This is a genomic window from Streptomyces sp. rh34 (assembly GCF_002551245.1).
In the GTDB taxonomy this organism is placed as follows: domain Bacteria; phylum Actinomycetota; class Actinomycetes; order Streptomycetales; family Streptomycetaceae; genus Streptomyces.
Genome location: NZ_NTGZ01000016.1, coordinates 24,823 through 42,159, shown reverse-complemented (window position 1 = coordinate 42,159; position 17,337 = coordinate 24,823). Strand labels below are relative to the sequence as shown.

The following is a 17,337-nucleotide window of genomic DNA, read 5'->3' as shown; positions in this document are numbered from 1 at the left end:
TCCGATCAGAAGAGGGTCGTCGGTGGCGCTGTGCACTGGTGGTCGGTGACGTGGGGGTGGGGGCAGTTCTGGGGGTGCCAGGTGTGGATCCAGCGGAGGCGCAGGGGCCGGTGTTCGCCGGTGACCAGGCACCAGATGAGCCGGTTGGGGGTGCGGGCCTCGGCCTGCTGGGCGGGGGTGAGGGGGGTGAGGTCCGCGGTGACCCGTACTGCGGCGGTGTCGCCGACCCATTGGGTGAGGGTGGGTGCGGAGCAGGAAGGGCAGCGGGTGGGGCTGCTGCCCTTCCTGCTCGCGCGGGCCATCAGGCGGGGGTGCCGTTCATGACCGGCTGGTCGATGTGCTCGCCGATCGCGGTGACGACGTCCTGGAAGGCCTTGGCCCGGATGTCCCCGGGCCGCTCCAGCTTGTAGCCGAGGGTCAGTTCACCGTCGCGGCCGACGCGGTAGCGGAAGCGGGCGGTGAGCTTGTAGCCCTCGGAGCCGTCGAAGGGGACGAGCCCGATCGTGAACGTCTCCGGGATGGTGAGTTGGCCCTTCTGTCCCGCCTTCGCGGTCGTCGTCTCGACGAATTGGAACTGGCGCTGTCCGCTGCTGAGGCGGGTGGAGGACTGGAATTCGGCCTTCGTCGCCCCCTGGATCGACTGGGCGATCTCCAGCATCTCGGCCGCCGACGGCTCCAGCAGCTCGGGCAGGTGGTCCTCGAGGAACTCGGCGAACTGCTCCTGGCCGAGGAGCCTTCCGTCGAGGGTGGCCCACTGCTTCCACGCCTCGGTCTCGCGGAGGGAGAGCCGGAGAACGTGGCCGCCGAAGCGCGGGGCGTCGGCCTGGTGGGCGTCGAGGACGGCGGTGATGGTGAGCCGGTCGGAGTCGGCGTACACCTCGGTGTCGATGTCGGCGTGCTTCTCGAAGTACGCGTGGAAGCTGGCGGCGTCGCGGACGGTGGTGGTGCCGGTCTTCCGGGTGGGGGCGGCGGCGGGGCCGGTGAGGTCGACCTGGTGGACGCCGGTGGGGGTGTGGAAGGCGTACACCTTGCCCGGGGTGAGCTCTGCCGGCGGGGCGGAGCGGAGGGCGGTGTCGATGACGGGCTGGATGTCGGTCATGTTCAGGCGTCCTTGAAGGTGTTGGTGGCGGGGGCGGTGCGGAAGTCCATGGCCATCTGGCGGGGGTCCTCGCGGACGGGCAGCCCGTCGTCGTCGAGGAAGTACAGGGACTTGACCGGGGTGGGCTTGGGGGCCTTGACCGCGGACTCGATGCCGATCGGCATGGGCGCGGACTCGACGCCGTTGGCGGGCGGGTCGACGATGATCGTGATCGTCATCTGGCCCTTCTTGCCGTGGGCGCGGACCGCTTCGAGGAGGGTGTGGAACTCCGTGCTCAGCTCCTCTTCGGTGCGGCCGTTGAGGTGGGAGGCGAGGAACGCGGCGACGGGCGCGGTCTCGGTGATCTCGCCGGTCTCGGGGTTGGTGCGCTCGGTCATGCGGCTTGTGCTCCTTCGTGGTGGCGCTGGGCGGTGGGGTGGCAGTTGGCCGGGTGGGTGATGCGGATGGTCTGGGTGAACGCGGTGACGGCGGCGGCGCCGACGACGGGGCCCTCGGTGGTGCGGCAGGCGAGGCACTCGTACTTGGCCTTGGGGTGCTCGGCCCAGGTGCCGCCCTTGAGCTGGCGGCCGAGGACGACGGTGAGCACTCCGGTGATTTGCCGGCCGCCGGGGAGCGGGTAGCCGGTCATGCCGCGACGGGCATGTCGGCGGTGCGGCCCCGGGCCCGCGCGTTGCGGGTCTCCTGGTCGGTGAGGTGTTGCACGCATCCCTTGTGGTCGCAGTCGGGGTAGACGCGTCCGACCGGCGGCTGGCCGTGGATGACGTGCCAGGCGATTTGGTTGCGGCTGAGGCGCTGATCGCCGATCCGGATCTCGGGAGTGCCGGTCCACTGGACGTGGCCGTCGATGGCGTTCGTCATGAGGTCGTACGCCTCGCGGTGGGTGGTGAACGCGGGGATCGGTTTCCGAGTGCGGAACGGGGCTGTCCCGCGGGACCGGTGGCGCAGGATGGAGCGCCGCTGGTTTTCGTCGAGGCCGCCCCAGATCCCTTCTTCCACGCGGTTGTCGAGGGCCCACTCCTGGCACTGCTGCATGACGGGGCAGCGGCGGCAGACGTACTTGGCTTCCTCGGCCTGGGTGAGGGCCGGGCCGGTGGTGCCGAGTGGGAAGAACAGGTCGGGGTCTTCGTCCAGGCAGGACCCGCGAAGCTGCCACGCGGTGTTGGTCATGACGTCCCTCCGAAGATCGAGGCGAGTTGGGTGCGGAGCTTCTGGCGCATCGGTTGGTCTTCGAGGTGCGAGCCCTGCACGCACCCGTCCTGGTCGCAGCCCGGGATGACCTTGCCGACGGGCGGCCGGCCGTAGTGGGTCTCGAACGCGAAGCGGCTGGCGGTGTAGGTGCGCCCGGCCCAGCGGAATGCGGCGAGGCCTGCGGCGTTGCGGTAGCCGGTCCAGTCGAGGTGTCCGCCGCCGACGGGGCGGACGCGCTGGTCGAACAGCACCTGGGGGTTGGCTGCGGGGGGCTTGCCGGGCTTGTGCTGGGGGATGTGGAGGGTGCGTCGGGTGGCGGCGACGGTCTTGTAGTCGACGTGGAGGGCGCGGACGATGGAGGCGTCGGAGTGGCCCTCGCGGAGCATGGCGATCACGTCGGTGCGGGCCTTCATCGGGCCACCGCCACAGTCTCGGGCCAGGTGCAGCCCTCAAGGGCGCGGGCGTGGGTGGGCGGGACCGGGGCGAGCGGGTGCCCGTAGTGGTGCAGGCCCATCGCGAGGAGGACGTAGGCGTCGGCCTCGTCGTACCGCCACTTACCTTCGGTCTCGATGCCGTACCGCTCGGCGACCGCCGACCGGACCAGGCCCTTCAGGGCGGTGCCCTTCAGGCGGGCGCCGGTCTCGTCGCGGTGGACGGTGCTGCCGGTGGCGTACGTGATCCTCTTGCTCGGCGTGATCACGGCGTACGGGATGCCGCGCTTCCACAGGTCGTGGCGGACCATCCACCGCATCGCGGCGAGCGCGTCGGCCCCCTGGTTGTTCTTCGAGTAGGCGGCGCCCTCGATTACGACGAGGTCCGCGTGCCGGTAGAAGGAGGCGCAGCCGTCGAGCTGGTGGGCGAAGCGCTCGTGCTGCCCCTTGGCGGCGGTGTGGATGTGGCCGGTCCAGCCGAGGCCGGCGACGCCGGTGGTGCCCATGGCGACGTCGAGGCCGATGACGAGGGGGAGGTGGGTCACCGCGGCCGGGCGGGTGGTCGGCCCGGCCGCGGGAGTCTGGTCGAACAGGGTTGCTGTGGTCACGGCTTCACTCCGTGGGTCTTGTCCGTGCGGTTCTGCTGCCACATGGCTCCGGCGTCGACGGCCGGGGTGGTGATGCCGCAGGCGTCGTCGAGGCGGTCCTGGAGCCGGTCGGCGCGGCGGGTCTCGGCGGCGAGCTGGGCGCGCGCTTCACGGAGTTGCGCGAGCGTCTCGTCCGGCGCGGCCGCCTGCTCGGCGAGACGTCGGCAGTTGGCGAGCGCGGACTGCTCGACACGGCGTGCGTCGCGGGCGGCCTGTGCGTACGTCTCGACGCGGGCCTGGAGGGTGCGCAGGGTGCTGCGGCGGATGAACGGCATCACGCCTCACCCCGCTGGCGGGGGATGAGCGGCCAGGCACCCTCGACGACCGCGGCCGGGTCCTTCTTCCGGAAGTGCGCCTGCAAGCTCGTGGCCTGATCGGCGGCCCACTCGACCTGAGCCCGGTGCAGCTGCTCCAGGCCCATCGCGGCGAGCGGCTGGTGCATGGTGCCCTGCCGCCAGGCGACCCGGCACGCGGCGATCGCGTCGGCATCGGCGGTGTGCGCGTCGCCGATCGGGACCTTGTAGTGCTCGCACAGGGCGGTCAGCTTGCGGCTGCCCTTGCGGTACTTGTCGACGTGCTTGTCGATGACGAACGGGTCGATCACCAGCGGGGCCGGCAGCGGGTCGAGCCCGTACCGTTCGGCCTCGCGGTCCAGGAGGGTGAGGTCGTAGCGGGCGTTCATCGCGACGACCGGGACTCCGGAGAGGATGACCTGGGCGAGGGCTCCGAGGATCTCCTCGACGGCCTGGCGGAGGTCGACGCCGTCGGCGTGTGCGCGGGCGGTGGTGACGCCGTGGATGTTCGCGGCCTCGTCGGGGATTTCCTGGCCGTCGACGTCGGTGAGCCAGTTCGCGGTCTGGGCGGGCTGCTTGCCGCCGACCTGGACGACGCAGGCGGTGACGATGCGGGCGGTCAGCGGGTCAGTGCCCGTCGACTCGATATCGAAGCCGCACATGCGGCCGAGGTGCCAGCTCATGCGCCACCACCGAACCGCTCAGCACCCACGCGGAAGATCAGCCCGGCCAGCGGTTCCTCGTCACCGACCTCGTTGACGACCTTCACCCCGGCAAGCCCGTGCTGCTTCACCTCCGCGTTGATCTGCACCATCCGCGAGCGGCTCGTGCTCCGCTCCAGGGCCTCGTCGCGGTACGACGCGGGCGTACGCACCGGTGCCTCGCCGCGCTCGATGACCGACAAGTCCGGGTCCTTGTCGTGCGTCGGGGTCAGCCCGCCCGTCAGTAGCAGTACCCTCAGCGCCACGGACTGGGCCTTCGCCGTCCCCTTGTCCGCAGAGTCGAGCGCCTCGCCCTGCGTCTGGAGCGACAGCGTGTCGCCCTTCGGGCCGACGATCAGCCACGAGACGCGGACCGTGCACTCGCGCATCTTGTTGCCCTTGGACGTGGTGGTGTCCCGGTACTCGGCGTCGACCTTGACGGGGAAGACGTTCACGCCGTGCCGCAGTGTGACTGGGCCGAAGGTGTTGACCACGGTGTCGACACCACGGAAGTTGAACCGGGTGCCGCCGCCGTTGTACTGCTCGCCCTTCGCGATGGCCCGGACCTCTTTGCGGACCCGGAGCCAGGCGAGGTGGACGGGGACCATGTCCGGGTCGTCTTCGCCCGGCTCGTAGTTGGCCATCGGGTCGACAGCCGGGGCCTGCTCGGCGGTGTCGGGGAGCGTGTGCTCCTCGGCCGTCGGGGTGGTGGTGTGGGGACGGCCGGCCGCAGCCGCCGCCCGCTCAGCAAGAGTGCTCATGCCTGGTGCGCCTCTCGGACGGTCTTCGGGATGTTGATACGGCGCGACGGCCGGTCCTCCACGCACGCCGCGTAGGCGTCGGGGAACTCCTCGCGGAGCCGCTCCCGGTCGACGTGCTCGCGGGTCGTCTCGTCGTAGGAGAAGGCGACGTGACCGCCCTGGATCGCGGTGTCCGCGCTGCCGAGGACACCGACGAGGGAAGAGAGGGCGGTCTTTTTCCGGGCCTTCGCCTCGCGCTCGTCGACGGCGGCGTCGAGGTAGTCGGACAGCGCGTCGAGGGCGTCGCCGTCGCGGTCGATCGCGACGATCCCGGCCCGGTCGTGGTGCAGCTGCTCGTACAGGTCGAGGAGCACCTCGGGGTCGGCGTCGTGCGGGAGGATCGGCGGGCGGCGGTCGGTGATCTGCTGCCACGCCCGCGCCCCGGCGGCCCGCAGATCAGTGATGAGCTGCTCGTGGTCCGCGACTCGGACGACGAACTGGCGGTAGTCGTTGCCGCCGATGAGGACACCGACGTGGATGTGGTCGTAGCCGCAGACGTCGGCCTGCCACAGGGTCTGGGCGAGGACATCGTCTGGGCAGCCGGTGCGCCACTGTCCGGCCTTGAACGCGGCGCGGCATTTGATCTCGACGGCGCAGCGTTCGCGGTCGACGGCGAGGGGGCATTCGAGGACGCGGCGGTCGAGGGTGCACATCTGCCACGGGCGGTCGACGTTGGCGACGAGCCCGACCCGGCGGACCACGGACCGGTTTCGGCGGGCCCACTCGCGGGCGACGGTGTCCTCGATGGCGCGGCCCCACAAGGCGGGCTCGGAGTCGTCGTTCTCCAGGGGGAGGCCGCCGGTCTTGTCGTGGTAGACGGAGAGGGCGTTGCCGTAGCGACTGATGCCGAGGACTGCGGCCATGTCGGAGGAGCCGAGACCGGAGCGGCGGGCGGTGAGCCAGTCCGCGCGGTCGGCGTCAGCGGAGAGGATGAGGCGGCCGGTCGGGGTGACTCGGCGGCCGGCGGCCGGGGCGGTGCTCGCCCCGGCCAGCGCGGTGTTCGTCATCAGGCGTCCGCCTCCGGGTCGTACTCGGCGGCGACGGTGATTCGCGTGACGGTGTAGTCCGTCGTCTCCTCGGATCCGTCCTTCTCGACGACCAGTTCGTACGGTGCGTCCGGCTCGGACTCGTCGCCGATCCAGTCGAAGGAGAGACCGGAGGGGTCGTCTGCGTTGTTGGTGGCGTCGACCGTGCAGTGCGTGCGGGCAGCGGCCTGGTTGGTGTACGTCCCCATGGGGACCGGGCCCCAGGCGGCGCGGTAGACGTAGGCGACGGCGGGCTCGGTCTCCAGCTGCGGCGCGGGCGGGGCCGTCTGCGCGGCGACGAGGGCGAGGGTGGCGTGCACCTGCGCGGCGACCAGCAACCGGTCGGCCTCGCAAGGCCCCTCGTCGTGGGGCCGGAGGATGGTGTACGACTCGGCCACCAGGCGCTCGGCCTCGCGGTAGTGCTCGGGTCCGGTCATCAGGCGGCGCTCCGTTCCGGGGTGGTCGTGGTGTAGGTGCGGCGCCCGGCGGTGTCGACGGCGGCGAGGACACCGCGTGCGGCGAGCGCCCGCAGGTCCTTCCGCGCTGTGTTCCGGCCGGACGACGGCCACGGGGAGGCGGTCAGCAGCTCGGCGGCCCGGTGCGTGGTGACCGGGGTGGGCTCCTGCTGGACGGCGACGGCGAGCCAGGCCCGCCGGGTGATGGGGGTGCTCACGTGACGGCTCCGAGGATCGTGAGGAGGGAGAAGGCGACGACGGACCAGAGGACGGCGGTGATGGTGAAGGACCAGGCCCAGGCGCGGCGGCTCACGCGGCACCGCCTTCCTGAGCGCGGTCGACGTGGGAGAGGGCGATGCACGCGTCGTGCCTGAAGACCCAGACGACGGCGGTGTGGCCGCCCAGGACGGACGCCTTGGTGCGGGTGCGGGTGAAGAGCCGTTCGGCTTTCGGGTCGTCCTCGGGGCGGCACCCGGGGTAGGCCACGACGAGGGAGCCCACCGGGTTCGCGGCGTTCCACCGGTCGGCCTCGGCCGCCGGGCCGGGCTCGGCGCCGCCGTGCCGGGAGGACAGGCTGTCGCGGGCGGTCATGCGGCACCTCGACGCTGTGACGGGAGCGCCACGACCGTGCCCGCACCGTTCGACGAGAGCAGCAACTCCGCCACCCGCTGCACCTGCTCGCCAACCAGCCGCAGTTCAGCCCCACCGAGCTGCGTCAGAAGGTCGTCGACCAGCTCGTCCCGCTCGTGTCGGGCGTGCGAGTCCTTGCCCGGGTTCGACAGGGCGTCGATCTCGCGGAGCTGTTCGCCGATTCCCTTGGGGTCCTCGGTGAACTGCTCGGCCAACTCCAGCACCAAGTAAAAGAGGTGGTGATCGAGGTGGAGGACGGCCCCGCCAGCGATCGACGAGACGTTGACGCGGGTCGGGCCGGAGTACGCGCCGCCGATCAGACGGGGGCGGGTGGTGGTGAGGAAGCGGAAGAACCGCATCGCACGGGTGAGCTTCATCGGTTGCCTCCGAGGAGCATGAGGAGTGCGGCGGCCGTGAGCGGCGCGGCGTGAACGGCGTGGGAGGTGGCGGCCGGCAGAGCGCGGATCCATCCGGGGGTGAGGTGGTCGGCTTGGGCGAGGAGCAGCACGGGGATGGACCCGGCGGCGAACGCGGACACGGAGAGGCAGACGAGCGCGGGCAGCGGGTGCTCCATCACAGGGCACCGCCCGACGGCGTCACGTTGTCGAGGGGGCAGCCGGTGCGGTGTTCCGGGATGCGTTGCCCGGTCGCATCTGCCGGGGCTCCACAGCTCGGGCACTCTGAGTAGGCGCATCCGTCGGCGTGCCGGCCGAAGCGCTTCGGGCAACCGCAGGGGTGGCACGGGTCATCGGGCCCCAGCGGGGCCAGTCCCTCGTCCTCGTCGTGGGTGAGGACCCACCGCTTCGTCTTCTGGTCCCACTCGATGTGCTCGTCCCCGAACGGGCCGCTGATGTGCCCGTCCGGCTCGATCCAGAACGCGATGTCCGCGTCGACCAGGGCGTTCAGCCCAGCCACCGCCCGCTCCCACGGGGAGGACGCCTCCAGCTCGGCGACCCGGGCCCGCAGCTCCTCCAGCTCGGACGGCGCGCAAGCACGGCACGGAGCCGTCACGCCCCCGTTGGCCACGAACCGCACGGCGTCAGCTCCGTAGCAGCGCGTGCAGCTCGGCGACGGGGCCACGTACGTTGCAGCCTCCAGCTCGGCGACCCGGGCCCGCAGCCGCTCGTTGTCCGCCCGCAGCTCCGCGACTTTCGCCGCGTGCCGGTCATTCCGCAGCAGCTCCCACACACCGAGCACCGCAGGCAGACCGATGTCGAACGCCGACGTGTCCCACGTGCCCATGAAGTAGGCACCGCTGCTCTCGCAGCTGGCCGGCCACTCCCGGCAGAAGCACAGGTCCTCGTGGTAGTGATCGTTCAGCGCACGGTTCCCCGCAGCGCTCAACGCGTCCAGCTGCTGCTCGGTCAGCTCGACGGGCATCGGCTCGCCCACCGGCATCGGCCGTGCACCCATCAGCGCCACCGCCGACGGCAGGTCCGTCACCGGCGGGGCCGCCTTCACCCCGTGCTCAGCCAGCTCGGCCAACGTCGCCATCACGAAGCGCGGGCAACCCACGACGCCCTCCGGGCAGTACAGGCCGAGCCCGGCGCGCGTCACCGCCGCCTGCACCCACACCGCACCGTCCAGCGTCTCAACCCGCAGCGGGCCCGGACCGGCGCTCACAGGGACACCGCCGTAGCGTCAGCCGCCGCGTACAGCACCGCGACCGCGCACTCCGTCGTACGCCCCTCGACGTCACCCCACGCAGCAACGTGGATCGCGAGGTTGTCCGGCTCGTCATTCCACGCGGGCTCACCGTCGACCTCCAGCCGACCGGCCAACACCTTGATGGCCTCCTCAGCGAGCGGGGCGAACCGGCGAGGGACCCCGGTCACCACGCACCGGATCGCAGCCACGATCGACAGCGGGCGCTCAGCGTCCGGGGTCGTGAGGCGCCGGTTGAACGGGTCGGGCAAGTAGTCGCCCTGGTAGTGGCCGTTCGCCGCGAGCAGCCGGGCAGCCGCCCGGAACACGCTCGGCACGGTCGTCGGACGGGGGATCGTCACGTCCACGTGGACCGTGCGCCGGTGACCGGCGGGAAGATCAGTGGGGCAGATAGTCTGTACAGACACGGTGTCCTCGATTTCTGAAGTGGTTGAGGTACTGCCGTAGGGGCGTCGGGCCCGGCATGGCTCGGCGTCCCTTGGTTTGTGCGGGGTCAGACGGAGGCGGCGACCAGCAACGGTGCGGTCGTGCCGGCCTCGATGAACTCCGGGTCCTGCTCGGCCATCCACGCCTCCACCTCGACGAGGTCGAAGCGCTTTTCACGGCCGGGGAACGGGCGACTCGGCAGCCCCTTCTTGAGCCACTTGATAACCGTCCAGTCGGAGACGCCGTAGTACGTCTCCAGCTGCGGCTGGCTGAGCAGGGGAAGAAGTCCGGCCGGCAGGGTGGTGAAGCGTTCACTCTTCTTCGGCATCGGAGCTTGACCTTTCTACTGTCGCGGTCGAATGTGTCGGCATGCGGCTAAACAGTGCGTGCATGCGGTCATCGAGGGCCTCGGTGATCAGCCACGCCGTCCGGAGTTCGGTGCGCTCCCGGGCGGTGGTGCCGCGCCCGGTGAGTCGAGCGATGGTGGCCGGGCTGACGCCCCTGCCTTCCGGGTCGACCTGCTTGGTCTTCTCGGAGAGCTGGTCGAGGGTGAGGTGCTGGCGCTTCAGTGCGTCGCGGAGTGGCTGTCCTTCGCCGTTGCGGAGCACCTTGGGCATGGCTACCTCGGGCTGTTCGGTGTTGGTGAGCCCCTCGTTCTGAGGTGCTGTGACAGTTTTACAGTCGCAGTCGTAGTTGTGTCAACGAGAACTTCCGAGATTTCCCGAGGGCTTCCGAGATGTGTCGCGTGATTCGAATGCGTGTTCTATGGTGGTGACATATGCCAGCGCGCGGGCGCGTGACGGGGAGGTCACGCCCGGTGCGTGACTCCGTCGTGGTTCTACTTTTACTTGCTAAAAGTAGAGATCAAAGGGCACCCTTAGGCGTGGCCACAGACGACGCGACCCCCACCGAAGACCTCGCGCAGCTGCTCGCGCGCCTCAAGGACGAGTACGGCGCTAACGACAGCCAGATCGCAGCAGCCATCGGCGTGTCCGTCTCCACCGTCAACACGTGGGTCCACCGGAAGCGGCAGCCCCGCCCGGACGCCCTGCGCGCCCTTGCTGCGGCCTACCCCAAGTTCACCGAAGACCAGATCTTCGCCGCCGCCGGCCGCAAGATCCCTGGCCCCCTCGCGCCGGCCGCCGAGGAGCGCCTCCTCGAACTGTTCCGCGGCCTCACCGCTGAGCAGCAGGAAATCAAGGAGCTGGAGCTCCGCGCGCTGAACGAGCACAACCGTCGCGCCCTGTCGTGAGTCTCCGCTAAATGGACCCCGTCACTCCCTGTGCCTGATGGGGCGTCATCTTGTGTAACAGTGGTCGCATAATCAACGACTGAGAGGTACGGTCGTTCGCACGGCCGATGCCCTCCCCTCATCGACCGCAGGTATCCCATCCCGCCTGCGTACACGGGGGTCCGCATGTGTATTCGCGTCCAATACGCTCCGATCGGCTCGGCTCGGCCCTACGACGCCGCCACCCAGACCATCGCCCTGCCGACCGGCCTCGACCGCGAACGCACGGTCACCGCCGTACGGGCGATTCTCTCCGAACTGGCAGTGCCACAGCCCCAGTTCGGTGCACGCTGTTTCTGCGGGGAGCCGCTCGACCTGGCTCCCCGGATCCCACAGCAGAGGACAGGAGAGCAGGCGGTGACCCATGGCGCGTAGAGCCACGAACAACCCGCGACAGCTACGAGAGAAGGGCTGCGGCTGCAAGGCCTGCATCGAGCACTACCCCGTCGACAAGCACGGCGAGCGGAAGCCCCGGCGCGACTGCATCGGAAGTTGGCAGGCCCGCTACCGGGACCCCGACGGCAAGCAGTGCGGGCCCGTCTTCCCCACCCAGAAGGAAGCCACGGCCCACCTGGACAGGGTGCGCACGCAGGTGCGCGAGGGGACCTACCAGGACCCGAAGCGCGGCGCGATCACCGTGGACGACTGGTACGCAATCTGGTGGCCGACCGTGAAGGTCACGTCCATCACCACGAAGAACCGGAAGCTGTCCGCGTGGACAGTCCACGTTCAGCCGAAGTGGGGCAAACGCAAGCTGAACAGCATCACGTGGATGCAGGTGCAGGACTGGATCACCAACGAGGTTAAGGGCCACGCCACGCAGAAGAAGGTGCTGGAGCTGCTGCGGCACATGATGGTCGCTGCGCTCCGCGACCGCCGCATCAGCGTGAACCCCTGCACCGACATCGAGGTGGCCCCGGCGCCAGCCCGGCACCCCGACGAAATGATCCCGCCCACCGCAGCACAGTGTGCGCTGATCCGCGAACACCTCACTGCCTACTACCTGCCCGTCGTAGTCTTTGCTGAAGAGACCGGGATGCGGTGGGGCGAGTACACGGGGCTGCGGGCCTGCAACGTGGACCTCGACGGTGCCACGGTGAAGGTGAAGGAAGTTCTCATCGACGACCGTGGCACGATTCGGAGGAAGGCTGCGCCGAAGTCGAGGGCCGGATTCCGCACGGTGCCTCTGACCCCGGCAGCGGTCGAGGCCGTGAAGGTGATGATGGCGAGGCTGAGCCCAGCCGCCACGGAGTCAGCGATCGGCGATGGGATGCACGCCGAAGAGCTGATCTTCCGAGGGCCGCTGTCCGGGACCAAGAGGAAGAACAAGGACGGGGTGAAGACGGACCTCGACGGGGTCCTGACGCGCCCGAACTTCCGCCGGCACTGGATCCCCGCCATCAAGGCCGCTGGCCTGGCCCGTGAGGTGAAGAACCCGGAGACGGGCCGCACGGAATTCTGGCCGCGGGTGCACGATCTGCGGCACACGTTCGCCACAAGGCTGAAGGACGCCGGGGTCCCGGAGAAGGACGTCCAGGTCATCATGGGGCACGAGCGTGGGGGCCGGGTGACGTGGCTGTACCAGCACGCGGGGCCGGAGTTGGTGGAGGAAGTGCGGGCTGCGCTGGTCAAGGGCCGTCCGTTGCGGGCTGTGTCGTGAGGGCGGATGCCGCATCGATGCCACGTAGATGCCACAAACCCCGCTCGGAGGCTCTCGGAAACTCTCGGAGCTTTCCGTTTTCGCAGGTGAGAGCGGCACTCGGAAGCTCTCGGAAGTTCTCGGAAGCCCCCGGCCCGGGTTTACGGGTTCTTACAAAGCAGATGTCGGCGGTTCGAAACCGTCCGCGCCCACCAGCCAGAACGCCCCCGCAGCGAGCCGCTGCGGGGGCGTTGACGGTAGTAGATGACGGCAGTCAGGCTTGCTCGCCTCCTGTCTCCACCTCAGCGTCAACGTTCTGCGGCTTCGCGCCGAGGCTCCAGAGGTAGATCACGCACTGGAACAGCAGGGCTGCCGCAGGGGATCCAGCGGCAGGTATGAATCCGTGGGCGATTTCGTTGCGCAGGTTCCAGCCGCCCGCTGGGTTTCCGCAAATTGTGAGGATACTGCGGTACCACGATTCATCCATGTCTTTTGTGCGCAGAACCCCTAGCAGGTATCCCAGACCAGGGTACTGCCCTGGCTTTTCGTTTCTCTGTAGTTTGTATACTCCTGCGTCCAGCGCTAGCACCAGATTTCGGGCTAGTGTCTCAACTTTTGGCGCGATGGTGAAGGCCGCTCCTTCGGTGTCTCCGGACCAATAGCGAATGAAACATCGCGCAATGGATGAGGCAAGCTCGGCGTCAGTCAGCATCCCCTGAGCGAAAAAGCTCGTTAGGTCCTCCTCCGTCGGTACGCCGTGTGTCTCTGCGATTCTATGAAGCGCGATGGCCAGCAGAGGGGCCATGTGTTGCAGGGTGAAGCTTTCCTGGCGCGTCAGGCGCACTTCCTCGATCTCGGCGTCGCTTTGAGGAGAAAATCTAGGAAGTCCGTCGGATCCAATGAGTTCCATTGTGGCTAGGTCTGCGAGGACAGAATGTTTCGCGTACTCTGCGGCTCTCTTTCTGGTGTTCTCTATGGATCCAGTTGCGGGGCCGTAGGTAAATGCGAAGTGAAGCAAGGCTTGTTGCCAGTCGGTGCAATCCACTACTGGCTTTAGATAGGACTCAAACTCTTCCCGGCTCACGGCGCTAGAGGCGCTGAATGATTTAAGTCCCAGGTCCTCATTTCGTAGTGTTTGCAGAGAGCTCGCTGCTCGGTCGATGAGGTGAGGTACCGCAGATGCTTGCGCCTGCTGCAGGGCCGCTTTGAGGTGCCCGGCTCGGACGAGACCCGTTGCCTTAGCTGCTGCGTCCAGCCACATCTGGACTAGGTCAGAGTAGATGCCGCTGCGCGCCCCGTCCCCCTTGTTAAGTCGCAGCTTGAGGCTGAAGAATTGGGCTTTGACGAATGGGGAATCGTATCTGTCGATGGCGGCGTCCAGTAGGCCCTGCAACGCCTTTGGTGGAACTCGCTCGCCGATCAGAGGACCGAGTATTTGAGTCGCCGCGCCGGGCTTATGTGCATCGCTTGCGATCACATTGGTGGCGAGAGTCAGCATCGCAGTTACCACGTTGTTGGCGAGGTCATGATTTCCTACCGAACGCGCCAGGCGAAGCGCTATATTGAGGCATTCCCCTTTGTCTAGTTCCTTCTCCCAAGTTCCCGCCAAAGTCAAATAGGACTGCGCGGCGAGAATGGCGTGATCGCGTACTTTCCCAACCTTTCTTTCGAACAATAGGTGGTGCAATCGCGCCTTGCCGAAATGAGAGCAAACTTTCGCACTAAGTGCTGTCCATGTTTCTACGCCGAAATCCGAAACGTCAGGGACTTGAGGAGGTATGGAGTGACTGTCTGGCCCTTGGAAGTAGGGAACGATCTGCACTCGCCATTTGCCGTCATTCTCAACAACTTGAACATGGTACGCGAAAGCCCAGGCGGCTGCCCGTCTGGTCGCCGAAATTCCTCCAACGGATTCCACTGGGCCTTCGTGCTCGCTAATAGGGATCTTTCCGTTAAATTCCCTGTGAGCTTGAAGGGGTGTCTCGGACAGCGCTGCGCTGTCGATCCAATTGGCGATGGTTGACAACTGGGCATCAGTACTCGGCATATGCACAGTGTGCAGGGGTCGTTGGGGGATATCTACCAGTTTCCGAAGACCCCCAGTTCTACCCGAATGCCCCGTGGACTGAAGCTCGCCTCCCGTAGCAGGGCCTACGAGAGGCGAGCCTAGACATCAGCGGCGGCGTCGAAGGAGACGGTCCATGTGTCCCATGGCCTCTCGTCGCTTGTCGTCAGAAACGTGGGTGTAGATGTTCATCGTGACGGCGATCTGCGAGTGCCCCAGGATCTCCATCACGACCCGCGCCGGCACACCTGCGGCGAACAGGAGCGTGGCACACCCGTGCCGGGCATCGTGCAGCCGGATGCGGCGCAGTCCAGCGTCCTCCGTGATGCGCTCGAACGACCGGCTGAGATTCCTCGGCTCGATCGTTCGCCCGGTCCTGGTCGTGAACACGTAGTCGCTGTTGATCCAGGCGTGCGCTGCGGCGAGACGCTGCTCACCCTGGCGGAGCCGCTGCCAGCGCAGCGGTGCCACGCACATGAGCGGTACGGGGATGGCGCGCGTGCGGCGGTTCTTCGTGGAGTCCGCGTAGAGCTCCTTCTGCACCCGCTGGATCTGGTTCCGCACGGTGAGAGTGCGGCGCTCCAGGTCGATGTCCGACCAGCGGAGTCCAAGGACCTCTCCTCGCCGCAGCCCCAAAGCTACGGCGAGCACGAACGCCGCGTACAGCGGATCCTTCCTCGCGGCCTCCAGGAACGTCGTCGTCTCCTCCAGGTTCCACGGCTTCAGCTCTCGCGACTGAACCCGGGGGGCCGGGACGAGCTTGACTACGTTCCTGGTGATCAGCTCCTCGCGACATGCGGCCGTAAGAGCGCTGCGGAGAACGCGGTGCGACTCCTTGGCTGTCGCAGCCGACGCTTGTGCCGTCACGGCTGTGAGCATGCGTCGCACGTCGGCGGCCCCAAGGGTCTCCAGTCGTTTAGAGCCGATTTGCGGGATCAGATAGCGGCGCACGTGCGTCTCGTACTTGGCGTACGTCGTCTTCTTGCGGTCGTCCCTGACGAACTCCTCCAGCCAGTAGGGCAGCCACTCGGAGAGCTTGGCGGAGCGGGTGGGCGTTGGGATGCCTTGCCGGTCGCGTAGGACTAGCTCCTGCCGCTTGGCGTCGCACTCGTCCCAGGTGCTGCCGTAGACGGTCTTGCGCCTGCGTGTCCCGTCGGGTTGGGGAACATAGACGCGCGCTTCGTAACGGCCGTCTTTGCGCTGCCAGATGCTGCCTGCGCCGTTCGGATTTCTTTTGCGTGCCATCAGGCGGCCTCTTCCAACTGGTGATCGATGAAGGTGCGGAGGGCATCGGCGGGCACCCTGCGGCACCGGCCGATCTTGATGCTCTTGAGTTCGCGTGAGCGGATGAGGTCGTAGACCTTGAACCGGCTGAGACGCAGCGCGCGCATGACCTCAGGGACGGTCAGGGCCTCGGTGGTCGTGGACAGGGGGGCGCTCATGGGTCACTGCCTCCTGGGCAGAGCGAAAGAGGGGCTGGGGCCCCTACCTGTCAGGGGCGCTACTTCCGCTACCGCCGCTACCTCGCAGGTCAGGAGCCTGGTGGAGGTAGCGGGAGGGGGTAGCGGTAGCGGATGGGTAGCGGCAACCGAGACCGGGTGCCGCTACCGTGTTAGTGCTGGTCAGACTGTGTTCTCGGTGCCGGGTAGCGGAGGTAGCGGACTTTCCGGGGGTGGGGGGCAGTAGCGGGCCCAGGCGTCCCAGAGATCGGCGGTGTAGTAGCCCTTGAGCACGCTCCCGGCGGTCTTGATGTTGCGGGAGGCGATGGGCTCGTTGTCGGCCGTCATGTACTCGGCGAGCATCTTGGACAGGCGCCGGTTGTCCAGTGGCTTGCCGTGGAGGTCGGCCCACGGCGCGTCGTCCAGGGCGTTGAGCCTGTCGAGGATGGCGACTGTGGGCAGGCGGTCGATGCCGACCATGACGTGGTCACGCAGGTCGGTGAGCAGCCGGACACCGATGCTGCCTTTGTCATTGGCACGGGAGGCAGTTACGAGGGTCACGCACGCGGCGCGGGCCCGCTCGGGCCAGTGACCGCCGACCGCGTCGGCGATGGCGAGCAGCGGTTCCCACACGTCGGCCGGCCGGTCACTTACCCCGTCGGGCATGTCCGGCCAGGCGCCCATGACGAAGCCGCGGGCGTGTTCAGCCCACTGGGCGAGCCGGTCCCGGAGCTTGTGTCCTTCGGCTTCGTGAATACGGGCCCGGAAGGGCTCGACCTTCTCGTTACGGGCCCGGCGGCGCATGCGGACGATGACGGCCCGACTCATGATCGTGTCCGGGAGTGAGCCGAGACCGGCGACCGCGACTGCGCAGTACGAGGGAAAGGCCTGCACGGTCTGCTGCCCCCCGTCACCAATGCACCGGTAGGTGACCCCGGTACGGCGGTGACCGGCGTTCAGGAAGCCGCGCAATTCCTCGTTGTCTCCTGCTTTGGGCCCGAAGACGGTGTCGATTTCGTCGAACAGGATGGTGGGCTTGCCGTTGTCTGCGGAGACGGACCGGAACAAGGCGGCGGCGGACGCGTTGACGGCCGTCATGGGTTGCGGGACGAGGGTTTCCACGATCTCCAGCGCCCGGGTCTTCCCGGACCCCGGTTCGGGGGACAGGAAGGCGATGCGGGGTGTGGAGTCGAAGCAGTCGAGCAGGTGAGCGTGCGCGTCCCACAGAGCGACCGCGACGAACGCGGCCTCACTAGGGAAGACGTTGAAACGGCGGTGGAATGCCTCCACCTCGTCGAGCAGCGCGGCTCCGTCGATGGGCGGTGTGGTGGATGCCGAGTCGGTCATGCGGCGGCCCTCCCGGTGGCGGGGGTGTTGTGGGGGCAGTGCCCGACGGATGCGCGGGTGGTGAGTTCGGTGACGGCGCGGCGACCCCAGGCGCGTTCGTGGTGACCGCAGGAGCAGAGCCAGTCAGCGGCGGGAGTCTGGTTGCGGCCGAGACCGCGCACCGTGAGGCCGGGGCGGATGCCGGTCACCGTGATCG

The 17,337-nt window shown here is 68.2% G+C and carries 27 protein-coding genes and 1 pseudogene; 3 read left to right on the top strand and 25 right to left on the bottom strand.

The genetic code is table 11. The annotated features are described in order from the left end of the window. Positions 1–5 precede the first annotated feature (5 nt). From CR470_RS06045 to CR470_RS05950, 20 genes and pseudogenes are all read right to left on the bottom strand, one after another. Complete coding sequence (locus CR470_RS06045) at positions 6–302, bottom strand: hypothetical protein (RefSeq protein ID WP_097866540.1); 297 nt, start codon at positions 300–302, stop codon at positions 6–8. Beyond that, on the bottom strand, positions 302–1,099 hold the full coding sequence (locus CR470_RS06040) for a YfdQ family protein (protein ID WP_257138461.1): 798 nt from the start codon (positions 1,097–1,099) through the stop codon (positions 302–304). Before CR470_RS06040 ends, CR470_RS06045 begins: the two co-directional genes overlap by 1 nt. Before the next feature lie 2 nt (positions 1,100–1,101). Beyond that, complete coding sequence (locus CR470_RS06035; RefSeq protein ID WP_097866538.1) at positions 1,102–1,476, bottom strand: hypothetical protein; 375 nt, start codon at positions 1,474–1,476, stop codon at positions 1,102–1,104. After that, positions 1,473–1,727 (bottom strand): hypothetical protein, encoded by a 255-nt coding sequence (locus CR470_RS06030; RefSeq protein ID WP_097866537.1) that lies wholly within the window; start codon positions 1,725–1,727, stop codon positions 1,473–1,475. The genes CR470_RS06035 and CR470_RS06030 overlap by 4 nt, the downstream gene beginning before the upstream one ends. 290 nt (positions 1,728–2,017) lie before the next feature. Next, positions 2,018–2,266: pseudogene (locus tag CR470_RS40345) on the bottom strand (WhiB family transcriptional regulator); the annotation flags it as partial. Beyond that, complete coding sequence (locus CR470_RS06020; protein ID WP_097866535.1) at positions 2,263–2,700, bottom strand: hypothetical protein; 438 nt, start codon at positions 2,698–2,700, stop codon at positions 2,263–2,265. The gene CR470_RS06020 and the pseudogene CR470_RS40345, both read right to left, overlap by 4 nt. Then, positions 2,697–3,326: a hypothetical protein gene (locus CR470_RS39420; protein ID WP_257138460.1), complete on the bottom strand. Its 630-nt coding sequence runs from the start codon at positions 3,324–3,326 to the stop codon at positions 2,697–2,699. Before CR470_RS39420 ends, CR470_RS06020 begins: the two co-directional genes overlap by 4 nt. Beyond that, positions 3,323–3,640: a hypothetical protein gene (locus tag CR470_RS06010; RefSeq protein ID WP_097866534.1), complete on the bottom strand. Its 318-nt coding sequence runs from the start codon at positions 3,638–3,640 to the stop codon at positions 3,323–3,325. The genes CR470_RS39420 and CR470_RS06010 overlap by 4 nt, the downstream gene beginning before the upstream one ends. Continuing rightward, positions 3,640–4,341, bottom strand: a complete 702-nt coding sequence (locus CR470_RS06005; protein ID WP_097866533.1) for a 3'-5' exonuclease — start codon at positions 4,339–4,341, stop codon at positions 3,640–3,642. Before CR470_RS06005 ends, CR470_RS06010 begins: the two co-directional genes overlap by 1 nt. Then, entirely contained in the window at positions 4,338–5,120 is a 783-nt protein-coding gene (locus CR470_RS06000) for an ERF family protein (protein WP_257138458.1), read from the bottom strand. Before CR470_RS06000 ends, CR470_RS06005 begins: the two co-directional genes overlap by 4 nt. After that, positions 5,117–6,166 (bottom strand): YqaJ viral recombinase family nuclease, encoded by a 1,050-nt coding sequence (locus CR470_RS05995; protein ID WP_097866532.1) that lies wholly within the window; start codon positions 6,164–6,166, stop codon positions 5,117–5,119. The genes CR470_RS06000 and CR470_RS05995 overlap by 4 nt, the downstream gene beginning before the upstream one ends. Next, complete coding sequence (locus tag CR470_RS05990; protein ID WP_097866531.1) at positions 6,166–6,621, bottom strand: hypothetical protein; 456 nt, start codon at positions 6,619–6,621, stop codon at positions 6,166–6,168. The genes CR470_RS05995 and CR470_RS05990 overlap by 1 nt, the downstream gene beginning before the upstream one ends. Beyond that, complete coding sequence (locus tag CR470_RS05985; RefSeq protein ID WP_097866530.1) at positions 6,621–6,857, bottom strand: hypothetical protein; 237 nt, start codon at positions 6,855–6,857, stop codon at positions 6,621–6,623. Before CR470_RS05985 ends, CR470_RS05990 begins: the two co-directional genes overlap by 1 nt. Positions 6,858–6,948: 91 nt before the next feature. Next, positions 6,949–7,230 carry a hypothetical protein gene (locus tag CR470_RS05980; RefSeq protein WP_097866529.1) on the bottom strand — a complete coding sequence of 94 codons (282 nt, stop codon included), beginning with the start codon at positions 7,228–7,230 and terminating at the stop codon, positions 6,949–6,951. Continuing rightward, positions 7,227–7,646: a hypothetical protein gene (locus tag CR470_RS05975; protein ID WP_097866528.1), complete on the bottom strand. Its 420-nt coding sequence runs from the start codon at positions 7,644–7,646 to the stop codon at positions 7,227–7,229. The genes CR470_RS05980 and CR470_RS05975 overlap by 4 nt, the downstream gene beginning before the upstream one ends. Continuing rightward, on the bottom strand, positions 7,643–7,843 hold the full coding sequence (locus CR470_RS05970) for a hypothetical protein (protein WP_097866527.1): 201 nt from the start codon (positions 7,841–7,843) through the stop codon (positions 7,643–7,645). The genes CR470_RS05975 and CR470_RS05970 overlap by 4 nt, the downstream gene beginning before the upstream one ends. Next, positions 7,843–8,892 carry a hypothetical protein gene (locus CR470_RS05965; RefSeq protein ID WP_097866526.1) on the bottom strand — a complete coding sequence of 350 codons (1,050 nt, stop codon included), beginning with the start codon at positions 8,890–8,892 and terminating at the stop codon, positions 7,843–7,845. Before CR470_RS05965 ends, CR470_RS05970 begins: the two co-directional genes overlap by 1 nt. Then, positions 8,889–9,341, bottom strand: a complete 453-nt coding sequence (locus CR470_RS05960) for a DUF6197 family protein (protein WP_257138457.1) — start codon at positions 9,339–9,341, stop codon at positions 8,889–8,891. The genes CR470_RS05965 and CR470_RS05960 overlap by 4 nt, the downstream gene beginning before the upstream one ends. Positions 9,342–9,427: 86 nt before the next feature. Then, the gene (locus CR470_RS05955) at positions 9,428–9,688 is read right to left on the bottom strand and encodes a hypothetical protein (protein ID WP_097866524.1); all 261 of its coding nucleotides are present in this window, start codon (positions 9,686–9,688) and stop codon (positions 9,428–9,430) included. Beyond that, complete coding sequence (locus CR470_RS05950) at positions 9,672–9,977, bottom strand: hypothetical protein (RefSeq protein ID WP_097866523.1); 306 nt, start codon at positions 9,975–9,977, stop codon at positions 9,672–9,674. Before CR470_RS05950 ends, CR470_RS05955 begins: the two co-directional genes overlap by 17 nt. Positions 9,978–10,243: 266 nt before the next feature. Here CR470_RS05950 and CR470_RS05945 point away from each other — a divergent pair, with 266 nt between their 5' ends. The 3 genes from CR470_RS05945 (at position 10,244) to CR470_RS05935 (ending at position 12,311) form a co-directional block, all read left to right on the top strand. Then, entirely contained in the window at positions 10,244–10,612 is a 369-nt protein-coding gene (locus tag CR470_RS05945; RefSeq protein ID WP_218923751.1) for a helix-turn-helix domain-containing protein, read from the top strand. Positions 10,613–10,777: 165 nt separating this feature from the next. Next, positions 10,778–11,026, top strand: a complete 249-nt coding sequence (locus tag CR470_RS05940) for a hypothetical protein (RefSeq protein ID WP_097866521.1) — start codon at positions 10,778–10,780, stop codon at positions 11,024–11,026. Then, positions 11,016–12,311 (top strand): site-specific integrase, encoded by a 1,296-nt coding sequence (locus CR470_RS05935; RefSeq protein WP_097866520.1) that lies wholly within the window; start codon positions 11,016–11,018, stop codon positions 12,309–12,311. Before CR470_RS05940 ends, CR470_RS05935 begins: the two co-directional genes overlap by 11 nt. Positions 12,312–12,564: 253 nt before the next feature. On the opposite strand, the gene CR470_RS38650 is transcribed toward CR470_RS05935, so the two are convergent. The 5 genes from CR470_RS38650 to CR470_RS05915 form a co-directional block, all read right to left on the bottom strand. Next, positions 12,565–14,337 carry a DUF4209 domain-containing protein gene (locus CR470_RS38650; RefSeq protein ID WP_107489444.1) on the bottom strand — a complete coding sequence of 591 codons (1,773 nt, stop codon included), beginning with the start codon at positions 14,335–14,337 and terminating at the stop codon, positions 12,565–12,567. 126 nt (positions 14,338–14,463) lie between these two features. Beyond that, positions 14,464–15,600 carry a tyrosine-type recombinase/integrase gene (locus CR470_RS05930; RefSeq protein ID WP_097866519.1) on the bottom strand — a complete coding sequence of 379 codons (1,137 nt, stop codon included), beginning with the start codon at positions 15,598–15,600 and terminating at the stop codon, positions 14,464–14,466. After that, positions 15,600–15,797 carry a helix-turn-helix domain-containing protein gene (locus CR470_RS05925; RefSeq protein ID WP_031100247.1) on the bottom strand — a complete coding sequence of 66 codons (198 nt, stop codon included), beginning with the start codon at positions 15,795–15,797 and terminating at the stop codon, positions 15,600–15,602. The genes CR470_RS05930 and CR470_RS05925 overlap by 1 nt, the downstream gene beginning before the upstream one ends. Before the next feature lie 180 nt (positions 15,798–15,977). Next, on the bottom strand, positions 15,978–17,141 hold the full coding sequence (locus tag CR470_RS05920) for a DUF3631 domain-containing protein (protein ID WP_097866518.1): 1,164 nt from the start codon (positions 17,139–17,141) through the stop codon (positions 15,978–15,980). Next, positions 17,138–17,329 carry a hypothetical protein gene (locus CR470_RS05915; RefSeq protein WP_257138456.1) on the bottom strand — a complete coding sequence of 64 codons (192 nt, stop codon included), beginning with the start codon at positions 17,327–17,329 and terminating at the stop codon, positions 17,138–17,140. The genes CR470_RS05920 and CR470_RS05915 overlap by 4 nt, the downstream gene beginning before the upstream one ends. Positions 17,330–17,337 lie beyond the last annotated feature (8 nt).